General features: G+C 42.3%; 15 protein-coding genes. 8 read left to right on the top strand and 7 right to left on the bottom strand.

From position 1 onward, the window contains the following. Positions 1-43: 43 nt before the first annotated feature. From JXA84_03905 to JXA84_03920, 4 genes are all read left to right on the top strand, one after another. The gene (locus tag JXA84_03905; protein MBN1150351.1) at positions 44-919 is read left to right on the top strand and encodes an alpha/beta fold hydrolase; all 876 of its coding nucleotides are present in this window, start codon (positions 44-46) and stop codon (positions 917-919) included. A gap of 321 nt (positions 920-1,240) precedes the next feature. Next, entirely contained in the window at positions 1,241-1,504 is a 264-nt protein-coding gene (locus JXA84_03910) for a hypothetical protein (protein MBN1150352.1), read from the top strand. A gap of 604 nt (positions 1,505-2,108) precedes the next feature. Then, a complete protein-coding gene (locus JXA84_03915; protein ID MBN1150353.1) occupies positions 2,109-2,507 on the top strand; it encodes a rhodanese-like domain-containing protein in 399 nt (132 codons plus the stop codon). A 1-nt stretch (position 2,508) separates the two neighbouring features. After that, positions 2,509-3,300, top strand: a complete 792-nt coding sequence (locus tag JXA84_03920) for a sulfite exporter TauE/SafE family protein (protein ID MBN1150354.1) — start codon at positions 2,509-2,511, stop codon at positions 3,298-3,300. A gap of 275 nt (positions 3,301-3,575) precedes the next feature. Here the strand turns inward: JXA84_03920 and JXA84_03925 are convergent, their stop codons facing one another. Next, on the bottom strand, positions 3,576-4,409 hold the full coding sequence (locus JXA84_03925) for a hypothetical protein (protein MBN1150355.1): 834 nt from the start codon (positions 4,407-4,409) through the stop codon (positions 3,576-3,578). Between the two features lie 219 nt (positions 4,410-4,628). On the opposite strand from JXA84_03925, the gene JXA84_03930 reads away from it, so the two are divergent. Further along, complete coding sequence (locus JXA84_03930; GenBank protein MBN1150356.1) at positions 4,629-5,603, top strand: GGDEF domain-containing protein; 975 nt, start codon at positions 4,629-4,631, stop codon at positions 5,601-5,603. 25 nt (positions 5,604-5,628) lie between these two features. On the opposite strand, the gene JXA84_03935 is transcribed toward JXA84_03930, so the two are convergent. Both JXA84_03935 and JXA84_03940 read right to left on the bottom strand, forming a co-directional pair. After that, positions 5,629-6,504 (bottom strand): hypothetical protein, encoded by an 876-nt coding sequence (locus JXA84_03935; GenBank protein ID MBN1150357.1) that lies wholly within the window; start codon positions 6,502-6,504, stop codon positions 5,629-5,631. 57 nt (positions 6,505-6,561) lie between these two features. After that, entirely contained in the window at positions 6,562-7,614 is a 1,053-nt protein-coding gene (locus JXA84_03940; GenBank protein ID MBN1150358.1) for a class I fructose-bisphosphate aldolase, read from the bottom strand. A gap of 81 nt (positions 7,615-7,695) precedes the next feature. On the opposite strand from JXA84_03940, the gene JXA84_03945 reads away from it, so the two are divergent. Beyond that, the gene (locus JXA84_03945) at positions 7,696-8,367 is read left to right on the top strand and encodes an SOS response-associated peptidase (protein ID MBN1150359.1); all 672 of its coding nucleotides are present in this window, start codon (positions 7,696-7,698) and stop codon (positions 8,365-8,367) included. Positions 8,368-8,481: 114 nt separating this feature from the next. On the opposite strand, the gene JXA84_03950 is transcribed toward JXA84_03945, so the two are convergent. The 3 genes from JXA84_03950 to JXA84_03960 form a co-directional block, all read right to left on the bottom strand. Next, positions 8,482-8,661, bottom strand: coding sequence for a hypothetical protein (locus JXA84_03950; GenBank protein MBN1150360.1), 180 nt, complete (start codon positions 8,659-8,661; stop codon positions 8,482-8,484). Positions 8,662-8,694: 33 nt separating this feature from the next. Then, on the bottom strand, positions 8,695-9,261 hold the full coding sequence (locus JXA84_03955; protein MBN1150361.1) for a biotin transporter BioY: 567 nt from the start codon (positions 9,259-9,261) through the stop codon (positions 8,695-8,697). Positions 9,262-9,399: 138 nt separating this feature from the next. After that, positions 9,400-9,681, bottom strand: a complete 282-nt coding sequence (locus tag JXA84_03960) for an RNA-binding protein (protein ID MBN1150362.1) — start codon at positions 9,679-9,681, stop codon at positions 9,400-9,402. A 254-nt stretch (positions 9,682-9,935) separates the two neighbouring features. Between JXA84_03960 and JXA84_03965 the strand changes: the two genes are divergently transcribed. Further along, positions 9,936-11,717 (top strand): chloride channel protein, encoded by a 1,782-nt coding sequence (locus tag JXA84_03965; protein MBN1150363.1) that lies wholly within the window; start codon positions 9,936-9,938, stop codon positions 11,715-11,717. A gap of 30 nt (positions 11,718-11,747) precedes the next feature. Here JXA84_03965 and JXA84_03970 read toward each other — a convergent pair whose 3' ends face one another. Beyond that, positions 11,748-13,745, bottom strand: a complete 1,998-nt coding sequence (locus JXA84_03970) for a hypothetical protein (GenBank protein ID MBN1150364.1) — start codon at positions 13,743-13,745, stop codon at positions 11,748-11,750. Between the two features lie 140 nt (positions 13,746-13,885). Between JXA84_03970 and JXA84_03975 the strand changes: the two genes are divergently transcribed. Then, complete coding sequence (locus JXA84_03975; GenBank protein MBN1150365.1) at positions 13,886-16,096, top strand: DUF3160 domain-containing protein; 2,211 nt, start codon at positions 13,886-13,888, stop codon at positions 16,094-16,096. Positions 16,097-16,104 lie beyond the last annotated feature (8 nt).

Genomic DNA, 16,104 nt, shown 5'->3' on the forward strand with positions numbered 1-16,104 from the left:
AAACCTAAAATATCACCAACCAGTTGTTATATCTACTAGTTAGGTGCAAATAATAAAAACTAAAATGAATATTCAGTTAAAAATCAAAATGAAAAATAATATTTTAATGCAAATAGTAATTAACTATATCTTTTTAGTATTTATGACATCTTGTCATTATGATGGAAAACTATCATCCGAAATTATTAAATCAGAAAAATTCGTAGATATAGGTACCCACAAACTTCGAGTGGTTGTATCGGATATTCCAAGCAAATACACTATTGTTTTGGAATCTGGAGGGGGAAAATATTCAGAAGCCTATCATGAAATACAAGATACCTTGGTAAAATTAACAGGTATAAGGGTTATGAGCTACGATCGTTCTGGATTTGGCCAGAGCGAATTGGGACCAGATACTTTCAATGCAATCGATGAGGTAAATGCGCTGAAAAAATGTTTAGAAGTACTGGGATTTAAAAACAACTATATTCTTGTGGGGCATTCATATGGAGGAATTTTAGTACAACTTTTTACACTACAATACCCTGAACTGGTTAAGGGCATTGTTTTAATTGATCCAATGAATGTAAAATTTGTTGACAGATTTGGACTTGATAACCTTAATGCGGCCACACCTTATTTTGAAAATCCCAAAGAGAATTATGAAAAAGCTGGTAATAGAATGGTTGATAACTTTCCAATTTTATTAGATAGATTACGTGGATATGAACTTCCAACAAGTATACCTGTAATTCTCATAACATCAGGTAATGCTCCTTTTTCTTCAGATCTTTGGCGCAAATGTCATACAGAGATGGTGATGAATTCAGAAAATCACAAACTAATTATTGCTGAAGGAAACAATCATGATATATTAATGGAGAATCCAGAATTAGTGTTAAAAACAATAATAGAATTAACCAAGAATATTAAATAAAAATAAACATGAGTTTTATGCTAAGGTGGTCTCAAGCTTTTAACGCAACACCCGCAAATCCAACTTGGATTTAGGGCCAAAAGGTATTCAAAACATTTTTGCACAGAGTGGAATTATTACAAATTCTGATATTAAAGAATACTTAGATGTGTAAGCGCATGGTTTCATAGCATTACGCGGCGTAATACCCGGCGCTCCCGTTGGTAGCTCCGGGCTTCGCCGCACTTTCACCTCCGCTACCGCTGCGGTGAAAACGTCATACACCAGGGTAACGTCAGATGAAATAACGCGCATCCGGAGAATATTAAAACGAAAAGAATATTGAAGATTATTGTTTTTTCGATTTTATCGCTTCAATTATTGCTTCCTGTAATTTTGATGTTTACTCCTTTTACTGCCAATGTTAAGGGAGATGTGGAATTGACAGGAAAATATAAATTTCCGCATGGCACCGAAGCGCAAAAAGAATATACTCTTGAACAGAGTAATGATTTTGTAACAGTGATTCAAAAAACTCAAATTACTTATGAAGTTGTGGTGTTTGGAATGTTGGCTTTGTTATTTTTAAATGAGACTTTTTTTTAGTATTATTGATTAGCGCTATTATAAAGAGAGAGACATAGCCTCACTTTATCACGACCATTAGCACGAGTGACAAGAAATGAATTTAAGCCTGTCTTATTTAAGACTAACCCCAGAATGTGATACCGTGAAATCAAGCAATAGAACTGAAAAATTCAGGGATATGCTTTCGAGTAAAGCTCATGAGACAGCCAAGAAGTTTGAACAGGCATATTCAAAATCAATAGAAAAAACTAAAAACGCCTCAAGACCGATATCAGCATAAATGTTTTATTGTAGCTAAAAAGATTAAATGATAAAAGTATAACGAACACACAACATTTTGTATAAAACAGTTGGGGTTTAGTGGTTTGCGAGAGTTAGGTTCTCGCATCAGCTTTTTCCTCAGTGGACAAGAACACGGCTAGAAAACCCAACCCTTTCATATTGACGAATTTTATATGAAATAACTTGCCGACAAGAATTTTGTAACCGGCATCTTTCACGGTTAATGAGAAGGGAATAGAAAATGAAAATAAGAAAAATTTACTTCTGCTGGTGGAGAGGCGACTGACTAATTATTATAATCAACCTTTATTTTAGCACTACAAAAATTAGGAGAACAACAGTGAACAAGATTGACAAAATCATGAAATCGATGACATTTGATTTTTTTGGAAACGGAAAATATAAAATTGCCCCATCAATGCATCTTTCTTCAACGAATTCTGTTTTTCTGGATGTACGGTCCAAAGAAGAACTGGAAACAATTTCATTTAGCCTTGTACATCACATGCCTGTTCTACATATTCCGATTAATGAGATTCCTGACCGATTATCGGAAATACCCCGGGACAAAACTGTCGGTATTTTTTGCTCTTCCGGAGTTCGCTCCACAATGGCCTATTTTTATTTGAGAACGCTCGGCTTTGAAAATGTGCGAATAATTGAAGGCGGTTACGCCGAACTGGTGGATGATTTTAAACCCGGTAAATTGTTAAAGCATATCACACAGGGCAGACAGTAAAATGCCAAACATGATAATAATTGGTTTAGCAATATTTGCTATAGGTCTTGTAATGACCATGTCTGGAAGGGGCGGCGGAAATTTCTATGTGCCCCTCCTTGTTATTGCAGGTTTGGGAATGCACCAGGCAGCCGCTATGGGTCAGTTTATTCTAATGATTGCTGCGTTGACCGGAATGCTGGTTTTCAACAAAAAAAAGATGGTAGATTGGAAACTGGCTTTGGTTATTGATCCGCCTACTGATGTAATGGCGTTTGTTGGAGGGTACTTCTCCAGTTATTTGAGCGGTTCAACTCTGAAAATAATTCTGTCGGTATTTCTGGTTTTGGCCGGTATTTTAATGCTGATAAAAGTTAAAGAAAGACCTATAAAAAAAGAAAAAAAATTCGGATACTGGCACAGAAAATTTGGAGACGAAGAATATGTTGTCAATTTATGGTATACGATTCCCATTACCGCGCTTGCCGGTCTTGTCGCCGGATCGGTAGGGATATCATGCGGCACATTCAAGATTCCTCTGATGGTTTTACTTTGCGGTGTGCCAATGCATATAGCGGTCGGGACTTCTTCAGCAATGATTGCCGCTACGGCAATAATGGGTTTTCTGGGTCATACGATGCGAGGACACTTTGATCCTGAATTTGCCATTCCCCTGGCAATAGCGGCTGTATTGGCCGGTATATTTGGAGGAAAATTGGCCATAAAAACAAAAACGAAGTATTTAAAGTTGATATTTGCAGTGACAACTTTTGCTGCCGCAGTATTTATGATAATCAATACGCTTAAAACATAAAAGGTTTTTCCCAGTGTGAATACGTCCTGTATTCACACTGGACATTCTTTTGGCGGAGACACGCCACTTCATATAACTGCGCGTAGCCGGTTCGGGCAACTTCGCATAGCCGCAAACGCTATAATTCTCTGCAACTTAAAAAGTTATATGCCGCTTGACGCAGCATTTTTGATTATTTTCTTTTTAACTTATCTTGGAAATAAAATAGATTTCACATAGAGGATGAAAACAAAACCCCTGAAGGTAAGTTCGCATTTTTTTAGTAAAAAATTATTTTACGGAACTATCCTTATACCCCTTGACCTCGGGGAGTTGTCGAAGACTTCGATTACGTGAAATACTATCGCGAAAGATTTTCTCGGTGAAACTCCGTGTATGAAGTCGTGGACGGTGTTGACGTATTCTACTATGCCCCTATCCCTTTCCGAGAGGTCTGAGCCCTCAGGGTAAATGAGCTGGGCTACGGCTTTGACTTCGAAAGAGGGAATGTCGAGAAAGACTATTGATACAAGCGGATTTTTCATTATGTTGAGAAATGATCCTGTTTTGAAATCTTCACTCGTGTACAATTCGAGGCTGACCTGTTTTGTCCTGTCAAAAATTTCAGGGTTTTGGTAGAGTGAATCGAGGATTTCAAGTTTGCGAATAAATGAAGAATCGTAATTTGAAAGCAGAAGCGAGGTCACTTCTTTTATGAATTCCTCCTTTGGAAGAAAACCAAGCCCTTTGACGGCGTTGTTTATGCTGACGCGCGTATCTTCCCTTTTGGCGCCGTATGTCGCGACCATTCCGGAGTGAGGTCCAGACAGGGGGGGCATTTCGCCATTTTTCCACATTTCAAGAGCTTCTCTTCTTCTGGCGATGTTCCATGTCATAAAATCGTCCGGCAGGATTGCGATATCCAAGACAATCCACTCGTCGTCAACGAGCGCTTTTATTTTGCCTTCCGAAATGTTTTCAAGATCCACGTTGGTTTGTTTGTAAAAAGGGAGATTTGATTCATCACCTGTATGATCCGAGGGTTGATTTTCTGATGTCTGACTTGTCTGAAAACAGGAAACTGGTATGAAAAATGCGACGAAAAACAGCAATACAAAAAATCTTTTCACGATGACCTCCCTCGGTAGATTTGACCTAAGATTTTTTATTCTATCACAAAAAAAGACCGCTAAAAGCGGAAATTTCAGCTCTTCTTTTCAAGTTAATATTTCCATGTATGATTGCATTTTCTCTGACTGGTTTGAATTCAGTTTACGGTCGACAAAACTGATTTGACTTCGTTTGTTGTTTTTGTGTTAAAATCAAAGAAAATTCAAGGAGTCAATTTATTGGTTGATCCATCTTTTGAAGATTTTCTTTTTGAACTGTTTCTCATAGATTCCGACCTAAAACTTTTGAAATACGGAAAAAGCTTTTCCAAATTGCCCGGAAATCCTAAAAACCTCCGGGAAGGCGTTAAAATCACTGAATATCTCGTCATGGGGGAGGACAGAAAGATAATCGAAAAAGAGATGAGGAGAAAAATCTCTGAAAATTCCGAATTTGAGATGACGTTCGACATTGCCGCCGGAGAGCGCAGGAGAAGGGTTTTTGTGAAATTTTTGCCGGTTGAGTTCAAAGAAAACTCACGTGGCGCGATATGCTCTGTTTTCGATTTAGGGGCTGTTCAAGAATCGTTCTCTAATGGGGCAGAAGACACCAGAAAAGACTTGCAGAATGTCATCGAAAGAAGAGCATCAAATCTCTCAAAGACGAATAAGATGCTCATTGATGAACTCAAGAGGAAACAGGTTGTAGAAGAGGAGCTGAGATATTTTGCCTCAACCGATTCTTTGACTGGAATTTACAACCGTCGAGCCGGATTGCTCTTTCTCGATCACCGAATAAGGGAATCTATGGACAACAACACTCCTTTTCAAATTTGTTTTGTAGACGTAAACAACCTAAAAGAGATAAACGACAGTTATGGACACAACGAAGGCGACTACCTTCTGGTGAAATTGACTGAAATCCTGAACCAGTCCATAAGAGAGTCGGATGTAATTTTCAGGCTCGGAGGGGATGAATTCATCATTATATTCCATGCCCTCGCCCTTGAAAACACAAAAAATATCTGGAAAAGAGTCGATAAGAATCTCGGAAAATACAATGAGTCGTCACAAAAAAAATATGAAATTTCAGTGAGTTACGGTTTCGCGACTTTCGACCCTTCAAAACCTAAGACAATCGAAGAACTTATTTCCTTCGCCGATTTTGAAATGTACAGGGAAAAAGAAAAGTTTCATAAAAGGCAGGAGAGTTGATATAAAGGGGCGTAAACGCGCCCCTTTATTTTCTTTTGGCAGGAATTATGAAAGCGGACGAAAAATAGTCTCCTTCTGTAGTGTGAAGAGCAGAAAAGTTTATAGCGTCAAAGGCGAAGTTGATCCTGTCCGGTATTGTGTCGGGAAGAATGACGAGTCTTGAAAACTGTCCGAACACCGGGTCGGCAGGGATCAAAAATCTCGCGTGTGTGTCTTTCCACCCGAAATGGAAATAGCAGTCGGCGGTGTCTCCCGACACATAATACGTCATGGTGATCGAATCTCCTGCTCTGAAAGAAGGTATTTCTGAAAAACTGTCGTCAACAGACCAGACACTTCTGAGTTTGTTGTAGCCGAAATGATAGGTGGTGTCCGTGGTCTGAATCGAAACGCTGTCGACCGAAAGAAGAGATCCGGGCGATTTTACGAGAGCGGGGGATATTCCCCTGAGTCTCCATCCCCTGTAGGTTTCGTTGGACTGGCCTATTCTGACGAAAACTGCGTTTCTCGTGAAGTCGTCGGAGAAATTCTTTTGAATCGAATCGATTTCGAGGTTTTTGAGATAATAAATATAGAGAGTTCCGGAGAGGTTGAACGTTATTGTGACGTAAGCTGTGTCGCCGACAAGTTGGATGGAAAAATCTTTCGCCACTCCGGCTGACGGGGATCTAAACCAATGTATCAAGTTGATCGGGCTGAAAATTTTGCCTTTAGAACCCGTTGTGTCTTCTATTCCGTAGTATGAAGCGTCGGCTAAAAGAGTAGAGTATTCATCGTTTATGAGGTTTGTTATAGCCGTCCTGTCGAGAGTGGCGGGATCCTGCGGACCTGTCGAGCTTTCTTTTGTGCAAGATGAAACCAACAGCAAAACCAACAGAGTCAAACTGGGAATCTTTTTCATTTTCGCCTCCTTTTAAGCTTTTAGACTTCTTGACGCCGCGAGAAGTTTAAAAGTATTTCACGCGACCGAAATCTCTTCGCACAAATAGACGTCTTGAATCGCGTTGAGAAGGTCAATACCTTCTATAAGAGGTTTTTGAAAGGCTTTTCTGCCTGATATAAGCCCCATGCCTCCGGCCCTTTTGTTTATAACCGCTGTTTTGACAGCTTGAGAAAGGTCGTTGTCGCCTGAAGGTCCTCCGGAATTTATCAGCCCTATCCTTCCCATATAACAGTTGGCTACCTGGTACCTCGTCAGATCTATCGGGTGGATTTTGGCGAGGGTCTCGTATACTCTGGGGTCTGTTTTGCCGAATTTAAGGTCTTTGAAACCGCCGTTGTTCTCGGGTTGTTTCTGCTTTACGATGTCGGCTTCAATTGTCACAGCCAAATGGTTCGCCTGTCCGGTCAGATCCGCCGAGACGTGGTAGTCCTGGGTCTGGGTCTTGAAAGCCTCGTTACGCAAATACGCCCACAAGACAGTGACGAGTCCAAGCTCATGAGCCCTTTGGAACAATTCGGAAATTTCCAAAATTTGCCTTCGGGATTCCTGAGAACCAAAATAGATCGTAGCCCCGACGGCGACTGCTCCCATGTCAAATGCCTGCTCTACCGATCCGAAAAGAGTCTGGTCGTAGCTGTTCGGGTAAGTGAGCAGTTCGTTGTGGTTTAATTTCACAATGAACGGAATCTTGTGGGAGTATTTTCTGGCAACCGAACCGAGAGAGCCGAGGGTTGAAACGACCGCGTTGCACCCTCCTTCGATTGCGAGCCTGACGATGTTTTCCGGGTCGAAGTATGAAGGGTTGGGGGCAAAGGAAGAACCCGCTGAGTGCTCGACGCCCTGGTCCACAGGAAGAATGGAAAGGTAGCCGGTCTTGGTTAGCCTTCCAGTATTCATGATCTGCTGCAGGTTTCTCATCACCGCGGGGGACCTGTCGTTTTGTGAAAAAACTCTGTCTATGAAATCGCCTGACGGAAGGTGGAGGTTTTCTTTGAGAATGCCGGTGCATTTGTAATTCAGGAGGTTTTCTGCTTCGTTTCCGAGATGTTTGATGATCTTTTCTATCATTATGCCCCCTTTGAATTTATATAAGTGAAATTTTATCACTCTTTCTGGTAGAATTTCAATAAAGAGAAAAAGGAGAGAAAATTGTGCGGAAGGTTTGCCATAAAGAGTACGCTTGAAGAGCTAAAAAAGGATTTCAAAGCCAAAACTTCAAAAGACTTCAACTCGAATTCCGTCAAAATTCCATCTTTCAATATTTCACCGGGGAACAACATTGTCATTCTCCTTGAGCCTTCCGAAATCAAAGTTGTGAAGTGGGGGCTTGTTCCTTATTGGTCAAAAGAAGAAAATTCAATGTATGGTATGATAAACGCGAGGTCTGAATCTTTGTCGGAAAAAAAATCATTTTCAAGGCCTTTTAGGGAGAAAAGGTGTGCTGTTCTGGCTGACGGTTATTTTGAATGGAAAAATGATGGCAGAACTAAAACTCCCTATTATTTTAAACTGAAAACAGGAGAGACGATGGCGTTTGCCGGGATTTACGATGTTTGGTCCAAAAATCCTGACTTCAAACTGCTTTCCGCGGCTATTATAACCGTGGAGGCACAAGGAGACTTAAGGTCGATACACGAAAGAGCTCCCGCCATAATCAGAAGAGAGAATCTGGATATGTGGCTGGACAACTGTTTTTTTGACATAGAAAAACTGCAGGGCTTGCTGAAAAAAGCCGAGTTCAAAGACATCGAGTTTTACGAAGTCACAAAAAAAGTGAACTGGACGAAATACGATTTCCCGGATTGCGTCGAACCCTTGTAAAGATTACCTTTTATAAACGGGTATTTTTGCCCGAAATTTCAGAAAATTATTTTTTTGCCGCCCCCTTCAAGTATTACTGATTTTGCGATTTTCTTAAAGGGAGAGTTATACCCGTCAATCCTTTTTGTTGATATTTTCGAATTCGCCGTTTTCAGCTTTTTTTACCAATTTTTCGTATATGTTATGAGTTTTTTCGTCCTTTTCTCTTCTCTTTGAGGTATCGTAATTTTTAAGTTTATTTGATAGAAGAAAATACAGAAACAGCGCCCCCATGACTAAAAGTAGTATTGTCATTACACTCGTACAGCTTATAAAAGCAGGCAGAATTTACCTCCTCCCGACAATTCTCCAGGCCAGGGGCAGAATAAACGCCGAAAGAACCGTTTTGAGCAAGTCCGGCAAAATAAAAGGAGCCGCGCCGAGAGCGAAAACTTTATTATAACCCGTGAAGACGCCGAGCCACATCATGCCGAAAAAATAGACTATAAAATTACCGGACATCAACAGGAAAAAGAATTTGAAGATGTTTCTGTCGAATTTTTTTTCTGAAAAATAACCGACTGCGTAAGCGGCGAAGATAAAACCAAGCAAATAGCCGCCGGTCGGACCCATAATGTGAGCGAACCCCGACAAACCGCCGGCGAAAACAGGCAAACCCGTCAAACCTTCGAAGATATAAAGAGCGATACAGAACGCTCCTCTTTTGGATCCCAGAGCCGCACCGAGAAGAAGAACCGCCATGGTCTGAAACGTGAATGGAACAGGGCTGATTGGAGTCCGGACGTTTATCTGAGCGCTTACGGCAAGAATAAGCGTCCCGGTGATAAGCAGAGATATTTCAAAAAAAGCTTTTGGGTATTTGATTTTTTCCCCGATGACTCCCGCGAACGTCATTTTCTCCTCCAATTTTGCAAAATAAAAAAAAACAGAGAACTCAATCCATTGAATTTATTTTCAACGCAGGAGTTCTCTTTAGTCAAGTGTGTTTTGTCGAGAGCGCATTAAATGAACTCTCGCGTATTTGAAATTTTCTTAGTTTCTTCCGTAGCCTTTCCTGTAGTTGTTTCTCGGCTTGTCGTTTCTTTTTGGTCTGGCTTCGCTGACTTTTATGTTTCTGCTTTTAAATTCTTTGCCGTCAAGAGAATCTTTTGCTTTTGAAGCGGAATTGGAGTCTGACATCTCCACAAAACCGAAACCTTTACCTTCGATGATGTTGATTTCTTTAACTTCTCCAAATTCCTGAAAAAGTGATTGAAGCTCTTCTTTGGTGACCGAGTATGCCAAATTTCCGACATACAACCTTGAATCTTGCATCCAAACCTCCGAATTAGATAGACGAAAATGTCTAAATATGTTTTGAGGGAGTTAATATTAAATCATACCTAAAACAAATTTAAACTTGTTGACGTTGTCAGTTTCTATCACTTTTAGAAAGTTTTGTCCACTTGTTATTCTCTGAGTTTCATGGACAACCTGAATTTTCCCATGAGGAATAATTTGACCTAGTTGGTATCAGCTATTATCTTTTTTTTATGATGGAAACAAATTTTTAAAGACGGGAAAAATAGGTGAAAAAAGTATTCGTAGGCATTAAATTGTTCAACAGAAAATTGACGGGCAGAAAATGGGAGTCGAGAACGTCAAAATATGTCGGTATGAACATAATGGCTGCTTTTACAGGAATTCTCTGCGGAGTTACGGCTGTCTGCTTCCGGTTTTTGATTCAGTTTTTCCAGTTTATTTTTCTCGACAAAGGCGTAAATTCATTTAAGCTTTTCTACCCCTACCATATAATATTGATACCCGGTGTCGGAGCTCTTTTGTCAGGCCTGATAGTCTATATATTTGCCAAAGAAGCCAAAGGTCATGGAATACCTCAAGTCATGGAAGCTTTTGAAGTCCTTGGCGGCAGAATAAGGAAGAGAATAGTCGCCGTCAAAGCCATCTCTTCCGCCGTGGCAATAGGTTCCGGAGGTTCCGCGGGGAGAGAAGGCCCGATAGTCCAAATGGGGGCCGGGATAGGATCAGCTTTTAGTCAGCTTTTAAAGCTGAACGTCTACCAGACGAGAATACTTTTAGCCTGCGGAGTCTCAGGAGCCATATCGGCGACATTCGACACTCCGGTAGGCGGAGTTTTATTCGCGATAGAACTGATAATACGGGAATTCAAGACGGTTTCATTTGTTCCGATTGTCATAGCTTCCGTTTTCGCAGGTCTCACTTCAAAAATATTTCTCTCTTTAATAGGCCGGAAACCGGAGCTCATTTTCGCCCTGCCGCCTTACGATATTGTCAGCAGTTGGGAATTCGCGTTTTACATAATCCTCGGCGTCATCAGCGGGGGTGTTTCTTATCTTTACGTCAAATCTATTTATTTCTCGGAGGGTTTGTTTGAAAAGATGAAATTTTCCGAATGGGCAAAACCCGCCATTGGAGGCCTTTTAACTGGATTGACAGGCGTAATGCTGATAATGAGAACCGGGCATCCGCTTGTTTTCGGCAACGGTTACGACGCCATAGGCCTCTTGATGAGCGCTGAGCTTTCCTTTTCTGTCATCGCCCTGATGATATTTCTCAAGATTGCGGCGACTTCTTTTACAATTGGTTCTGGCGGATCCGGAGGCGTTTTTGCCCCTTCTCTTGTAATCGGAGCGATGACCGGCGGAGCTTTCGGAATGATTGTGAGCGGATTTTTCCCTTCTCTGACTGCCGGGTTTCAGGCATACGCGATCGTCGGCATGGCGGCAGTTTTCGCGGGTATGAGCAGGGCGACTCTTACAGCGATAATAATGGTTTTCGAGATGACCGGAAACTACAATATTATTATGCCTCTCATGCTTTCATGCGTGATAAGCGATATTCTGGCTGTCGTCACTCTGAAAGGGAGTATCTACACCATAAAGTTGAAAAGGAGAGGTATTAATATTGAACATGACATGGAAATAAACGTGCTGGACACGGTAAAAGCCGGAGAAATTATTGAAAGACAATCTGCTGTATTTTCCGAAAATGACACCATGGAATATGCCGTTTCTCTTGTGGCTAACACAAGCCAGAGAATTTTTCCTATCCTGAGGGAGAATGTCGTGAAAGGCGTGGTTTCAGAACATGAAATCTTGTCTTGTAAGGACAGACGCCAAAAGTATGTGAAAGATATAATGCGAAGCGACTTTGTCCAAGTGTTTTCGGATCAGACGCTCGAAGAGATTTTGACGAAGTACTCATCCGAGGACACCTCTGCTTATGTGGTAGTCGAAGAAGAGAAAAAGCTTTTCCTGGGGTTGATAACTCCCGAGGAGATCCTTCAAATTTACGGGGAGAAGAAACGGGCTCTTCTCAAGAAAATATGATCCGTCTTTAGGTCGGGATTTTGTGAAAAGTCATTTTGTTTTTGGTCTTTTGAAAGAAATAAACCACTGCCTTTTTTTGCGTGCCGGATGAATGGAAGTCCAGAGCGCGTCTGGAAGGTATTGAACAGTTTCGCAGTAGTTGCATTTGACGTTTCTCGGAGTTTGAGGGGTAATTTTCAGGGGAGCTCCGCATTTGATGCAGCTTATTGAAACCGGTTCAACCCTGCTTTCAATTTCAGAATCTTCGCTTTGCCTTTCCGCGCTAAAGAGCTGAGCGTCTCCAACTAAATTCTTTAATTCATCGGGGGCGGGGAAAGAAGAATTGTTTTCCCCGCAAGACCGGCATTGGATAAATGAATCTTTGCCAAAGGGGTAAAGGTCTACTTCGAGTTCAGCCCCGCATTTTGCGCATTTTGGGTTTGTCAAGATTTTTTCGACTGTCAAATCATGGTATGTGAGCCGTCTTGTGACTCCAAGGTCGGACACCATGACGGTATTCCAAAAATCCGTACCGAGGTCTACCTTAGAAAGACAAGATCTGCATTTAACCCAATTCAAGAGTCCGTTGACAAAAAGAGGCTGACTGCAGAAGGGGCATTTCATCTCGATTTTTAAACCCATGAATTCCGGTTTGAGTTCGTCGAATCTTGTCTTTGCTCTCTCTTTGACGCGGGGGTTGTCTGTTTTATTAAAAACCTCCCAAAGCAGGTGTCTTTTGGGTATGGAATCTACCGCAATAAGAGAGACCGAAGTCTTGAAGTAGTTTATCGCGATATCCGTCAGTGTCTTTTCGTTTTCTATTCTGTGTATCGCGGCTTTGCACACCGAAGGGTCATCGTCTTCTCTTAAAATTCCGAGCAGAAAATCTTCTCCCGGTTTTCTAAGGTGTTCAATTGAAGCGACCCTGCCCTGAAAATGCTTTGAATTTCTGGAAAGTTCTTTTAAGACGTCGTCGTCTTGGATAAGCGACGCGAGTATTCTCGCGGTTGAGAGAGAACTCTCGTCTGAAAGCAAATCGCGTATCTCGGGAATGCTGTCTCTTTGCAGCTTGTGTGCCGCGGTATGTTTTATGGTTTCATCCCGGGATTTCTTGATTATTCGAATCAAAGTCGATTGCCTGCGAGATTTATTCGCCAAAGCCATCAGAACAGGGCTGTTGTCTTCCCTTTGGGAGCGGCTCTCGAGAAAATCTTCGTCGGCGTCGAACTTCAGGATGGCTTTCGCCCTTATTTCGTCGCTTTTTGCGTCGACTGCTATTTTTTTCAGATGTCTCGCTATGTTTTTTCTGTTCAGCAGGTCAGAGGCGATTTTGTGGTTGTCTGTTTTCAAAGCTATATCGAGCAACAAATCTTCGTCTTCAATCCTTTCCACAGCCAGCCAATGAACGTCTGTCAGGTTTTCATCAAGGGCGATTTTGCGGAGTTTTTCCTGATCTTTGATCAGAGACACAGCGGTTTCTTTAGCTTTGAAAGCAGGGTCTTTCATGGCGATTTCGAAAAGCGTGTTTTCGTTTTTAATCCGGGCTATATGCTTTGTCCTGAAGTCGACAAAACTGTGTTTCCACCGCGGCCTGAATATGTCCGCAATTTTGAACCTGACCTTGAATTTGTCCCTCTGGGAGAAAAGGAAAAGGTAAACGGCGACCCAAAAACCCGTCCAGACCAAAAACGGCATCGGATCGGAATAGACTTTCAAGAAAAGGTCTTCCAGACCGCTGAAAATTGAACTTGGTCTGACGACCCTGTAATACCCGATTCCATTCATTCCCATCATGGCGAATCCCAGCGCCATCTGACCCACGGCGGCGCAGATCCCTGCGGCGAATTGGCCAACGCAGAAATAACCCACGGAAAATTGGGAAAGTGTCAGAAAACCCAAGCCGAACTGACCAATGAATACTATTCCTGTGCCGAACTGAGCAAGAGTTACCACGCCCGTCCCCGCAAAACCGATAGAGAAAAAACCTTTTGAAAGAAAGCCTATTGAAATCAAAGGCATTCCGAAAATTCTGATTTTTGAATTCCACATAAATTCTCCTGATTTGTAAATTGATTTTATACATGTTTGCCGCAAAAAAGAATTGAAATTACCGGACTGGAATAACTTTGGAATTCATAGGGTAATGATTTATAATTCAACCAATGACTCACGTCACAAAAGGAGGTTTTATGCCCAAGCAGGTCATAATATTCGCTTTGCTGGCTTTTTTCGGGTTTTCCTGCAGGGAAATAGGCACTCAACAAAACAACTTGCCGGACATCGTCAAACCCATCAACTCGCCAACCGAAAGAGTGTCAATGGAAAATGTCGAAATTACGACTGATTTTGGAAAGCAATTCTATGAGACCACACCTTACAGGTCCGAACCTGGAATGAAAACCGCTGGCCTGCCTTTTGACCAGAACGAAATAATAAACCTCGATGAAGTCCTGGCTTTCTCCGGCTTATCTTCTGTTCCCGCGGAACTGCTTCAAAACGGATTCATCATTTACACAGGTAAAAACCTTGGAGACAATCCTGTCGAAGCGTTTGAGATCGTAGAGAGCGCGGACCAGCCCGTTTATGTATCGTCGGGGATACCCCTTCATCTCATGCACATTTTTTTCGACAACTCGCTTAAATACTTGGAAGAAAAATTTATCTACGCGGATTTATTTGAAGTAATGGAGCATATATACAAAAAAAACATCGAAAGGGGAAATCAAACCGCCGCTTCATACGCCGGTGTTGCTCTCAAGCTTCTTGAACCGGATTACGAACTCGACATATCGGTTTCGGGTATGGTCGATCAGGAGCTGAAATTGATTGAAGAACACTCGGGTTTTGCGCAGAGTAACATTTTTGGGTACAAAGAAGATTTTTCCCAATACGTGCCAAGAGGACACTACCCCGCGAGCGATTCACTTAAAAGGTATTTCAAGGCGATGATGTGGCTTGGAAGGATGACTTTTCCACTTCATGGAAACCAAGGTCAGCAGGATATGTACCTCGTCTCAAACGAGGAAGCAATCTACCTCACTGCTACAGCTCTGCAGATAGTATCCGATCTTTGCTCCGACACGGCTCCTGACGGATCCAAGTACATAGACAAGTGGCGTAAAATATATACTCTGACAGCTTTCTTCGCCGGTTTTTCGGACGACATGTCTGTTCCAGAATACGCTGAAGCTTTTCGTGAAGCCACAGACCAGGAATTGACCGCCGGGGAGATATACACAGAGGAATTTCATGGAAAGATAGCACAAGTTTTGAAAAAATATTCTGATTCAAAAATATACAGCGGAACTGGGAGCCTTGTCTCAATGCCGGATTCCTCAGGAAATTTCGACCCTGAAGATTTGGATAAAGCTTTGACTATAACCCAGGGTTTCAGGCTTTTCGGCCAGAGATACACATTCGACAGTGAAGTTCTCGGCAAGATGGTCTTCCCGACCGTGGGATACAACAGACAGGGAAATCAGCGCTTCATGCCATCCGGACTCGACATCGGAGCAGTATTTGGAAGCAGGAAAGCTTACGAAATACTCTGTATTAGAGGCGACACGGCGTTTGCCGATTACGACAAATCACTTCAGTTCATGAAGGATAAAATCGGGAGTTTCGATCAGGATTTTTGGCATCAGACTCTTTACAACAACTGGCTTTTGTGCGCACGCCTTGTTTTAAAAGACAAGGGCGAGGGCTACGCGGATTTCCTGAGGACTGAAGCTTGGCAGAACCATTGCCTGTCAAATTTTCTCGCCTCATGGTCCGCCCTTAGGCACGACAACATTCTATACGTAAAACAGAGCTACACCATGGAAGCTGGGTGCGCTCCTAATGATGAACCATACATCCCTCCGCCTCCCTCCGCAGGTTTTGTAGAACCTGTTCCTGAAGTCTACGCTGAAATACTATCCGTTCTCAACATGCTCCAAAGCGCCCTGGAATCTTACGGCTATTTCGACGAAGAGCTGAGCTACAAGTTCGAAATGGCGAATTACATGATGGAGACGGTCAAGGAGATATCCGAAAAAGAGCTCTCCGGAGAGGCGATAACCGCAGAAGAAGCGGATTTTCTGAAAAGTTTTTCTTCCGGTCTTGGAAACGCGATTTCCTCCGGAGGAGAACTATCCGAAGGAACCCAGACGAGTCTGGTGGCTGATGTCCACACTGACCAGAACAGCTCGTCGGTTCTCGAAGTCGCTTCAGGAAATCTCGACCTGGCTGTCGTAGTGTACGCCAGACCGGATGGATACATTGAAGCCGCTATGGGGCCTGTCCTGAGCTACTGGGAGTTCACCTGGCCGATGAGCGACAGACTCACCGATGAGAAGTGGAGGAATTTGATTCGAGAAAATACAATCGCAAGACCGGAATGGGTCTATACCACCGATTGAAAATTGCT

It is taken from the genome of candidate division WOR-3 bacterium, assembly GCA_016926475.1.
In the GTDB taxonomy this organism is placed as follows: domain Bacteria; phylum SDB-A; class SDB-A; order SDB-A; family SDB-A; genus JAFGIG01.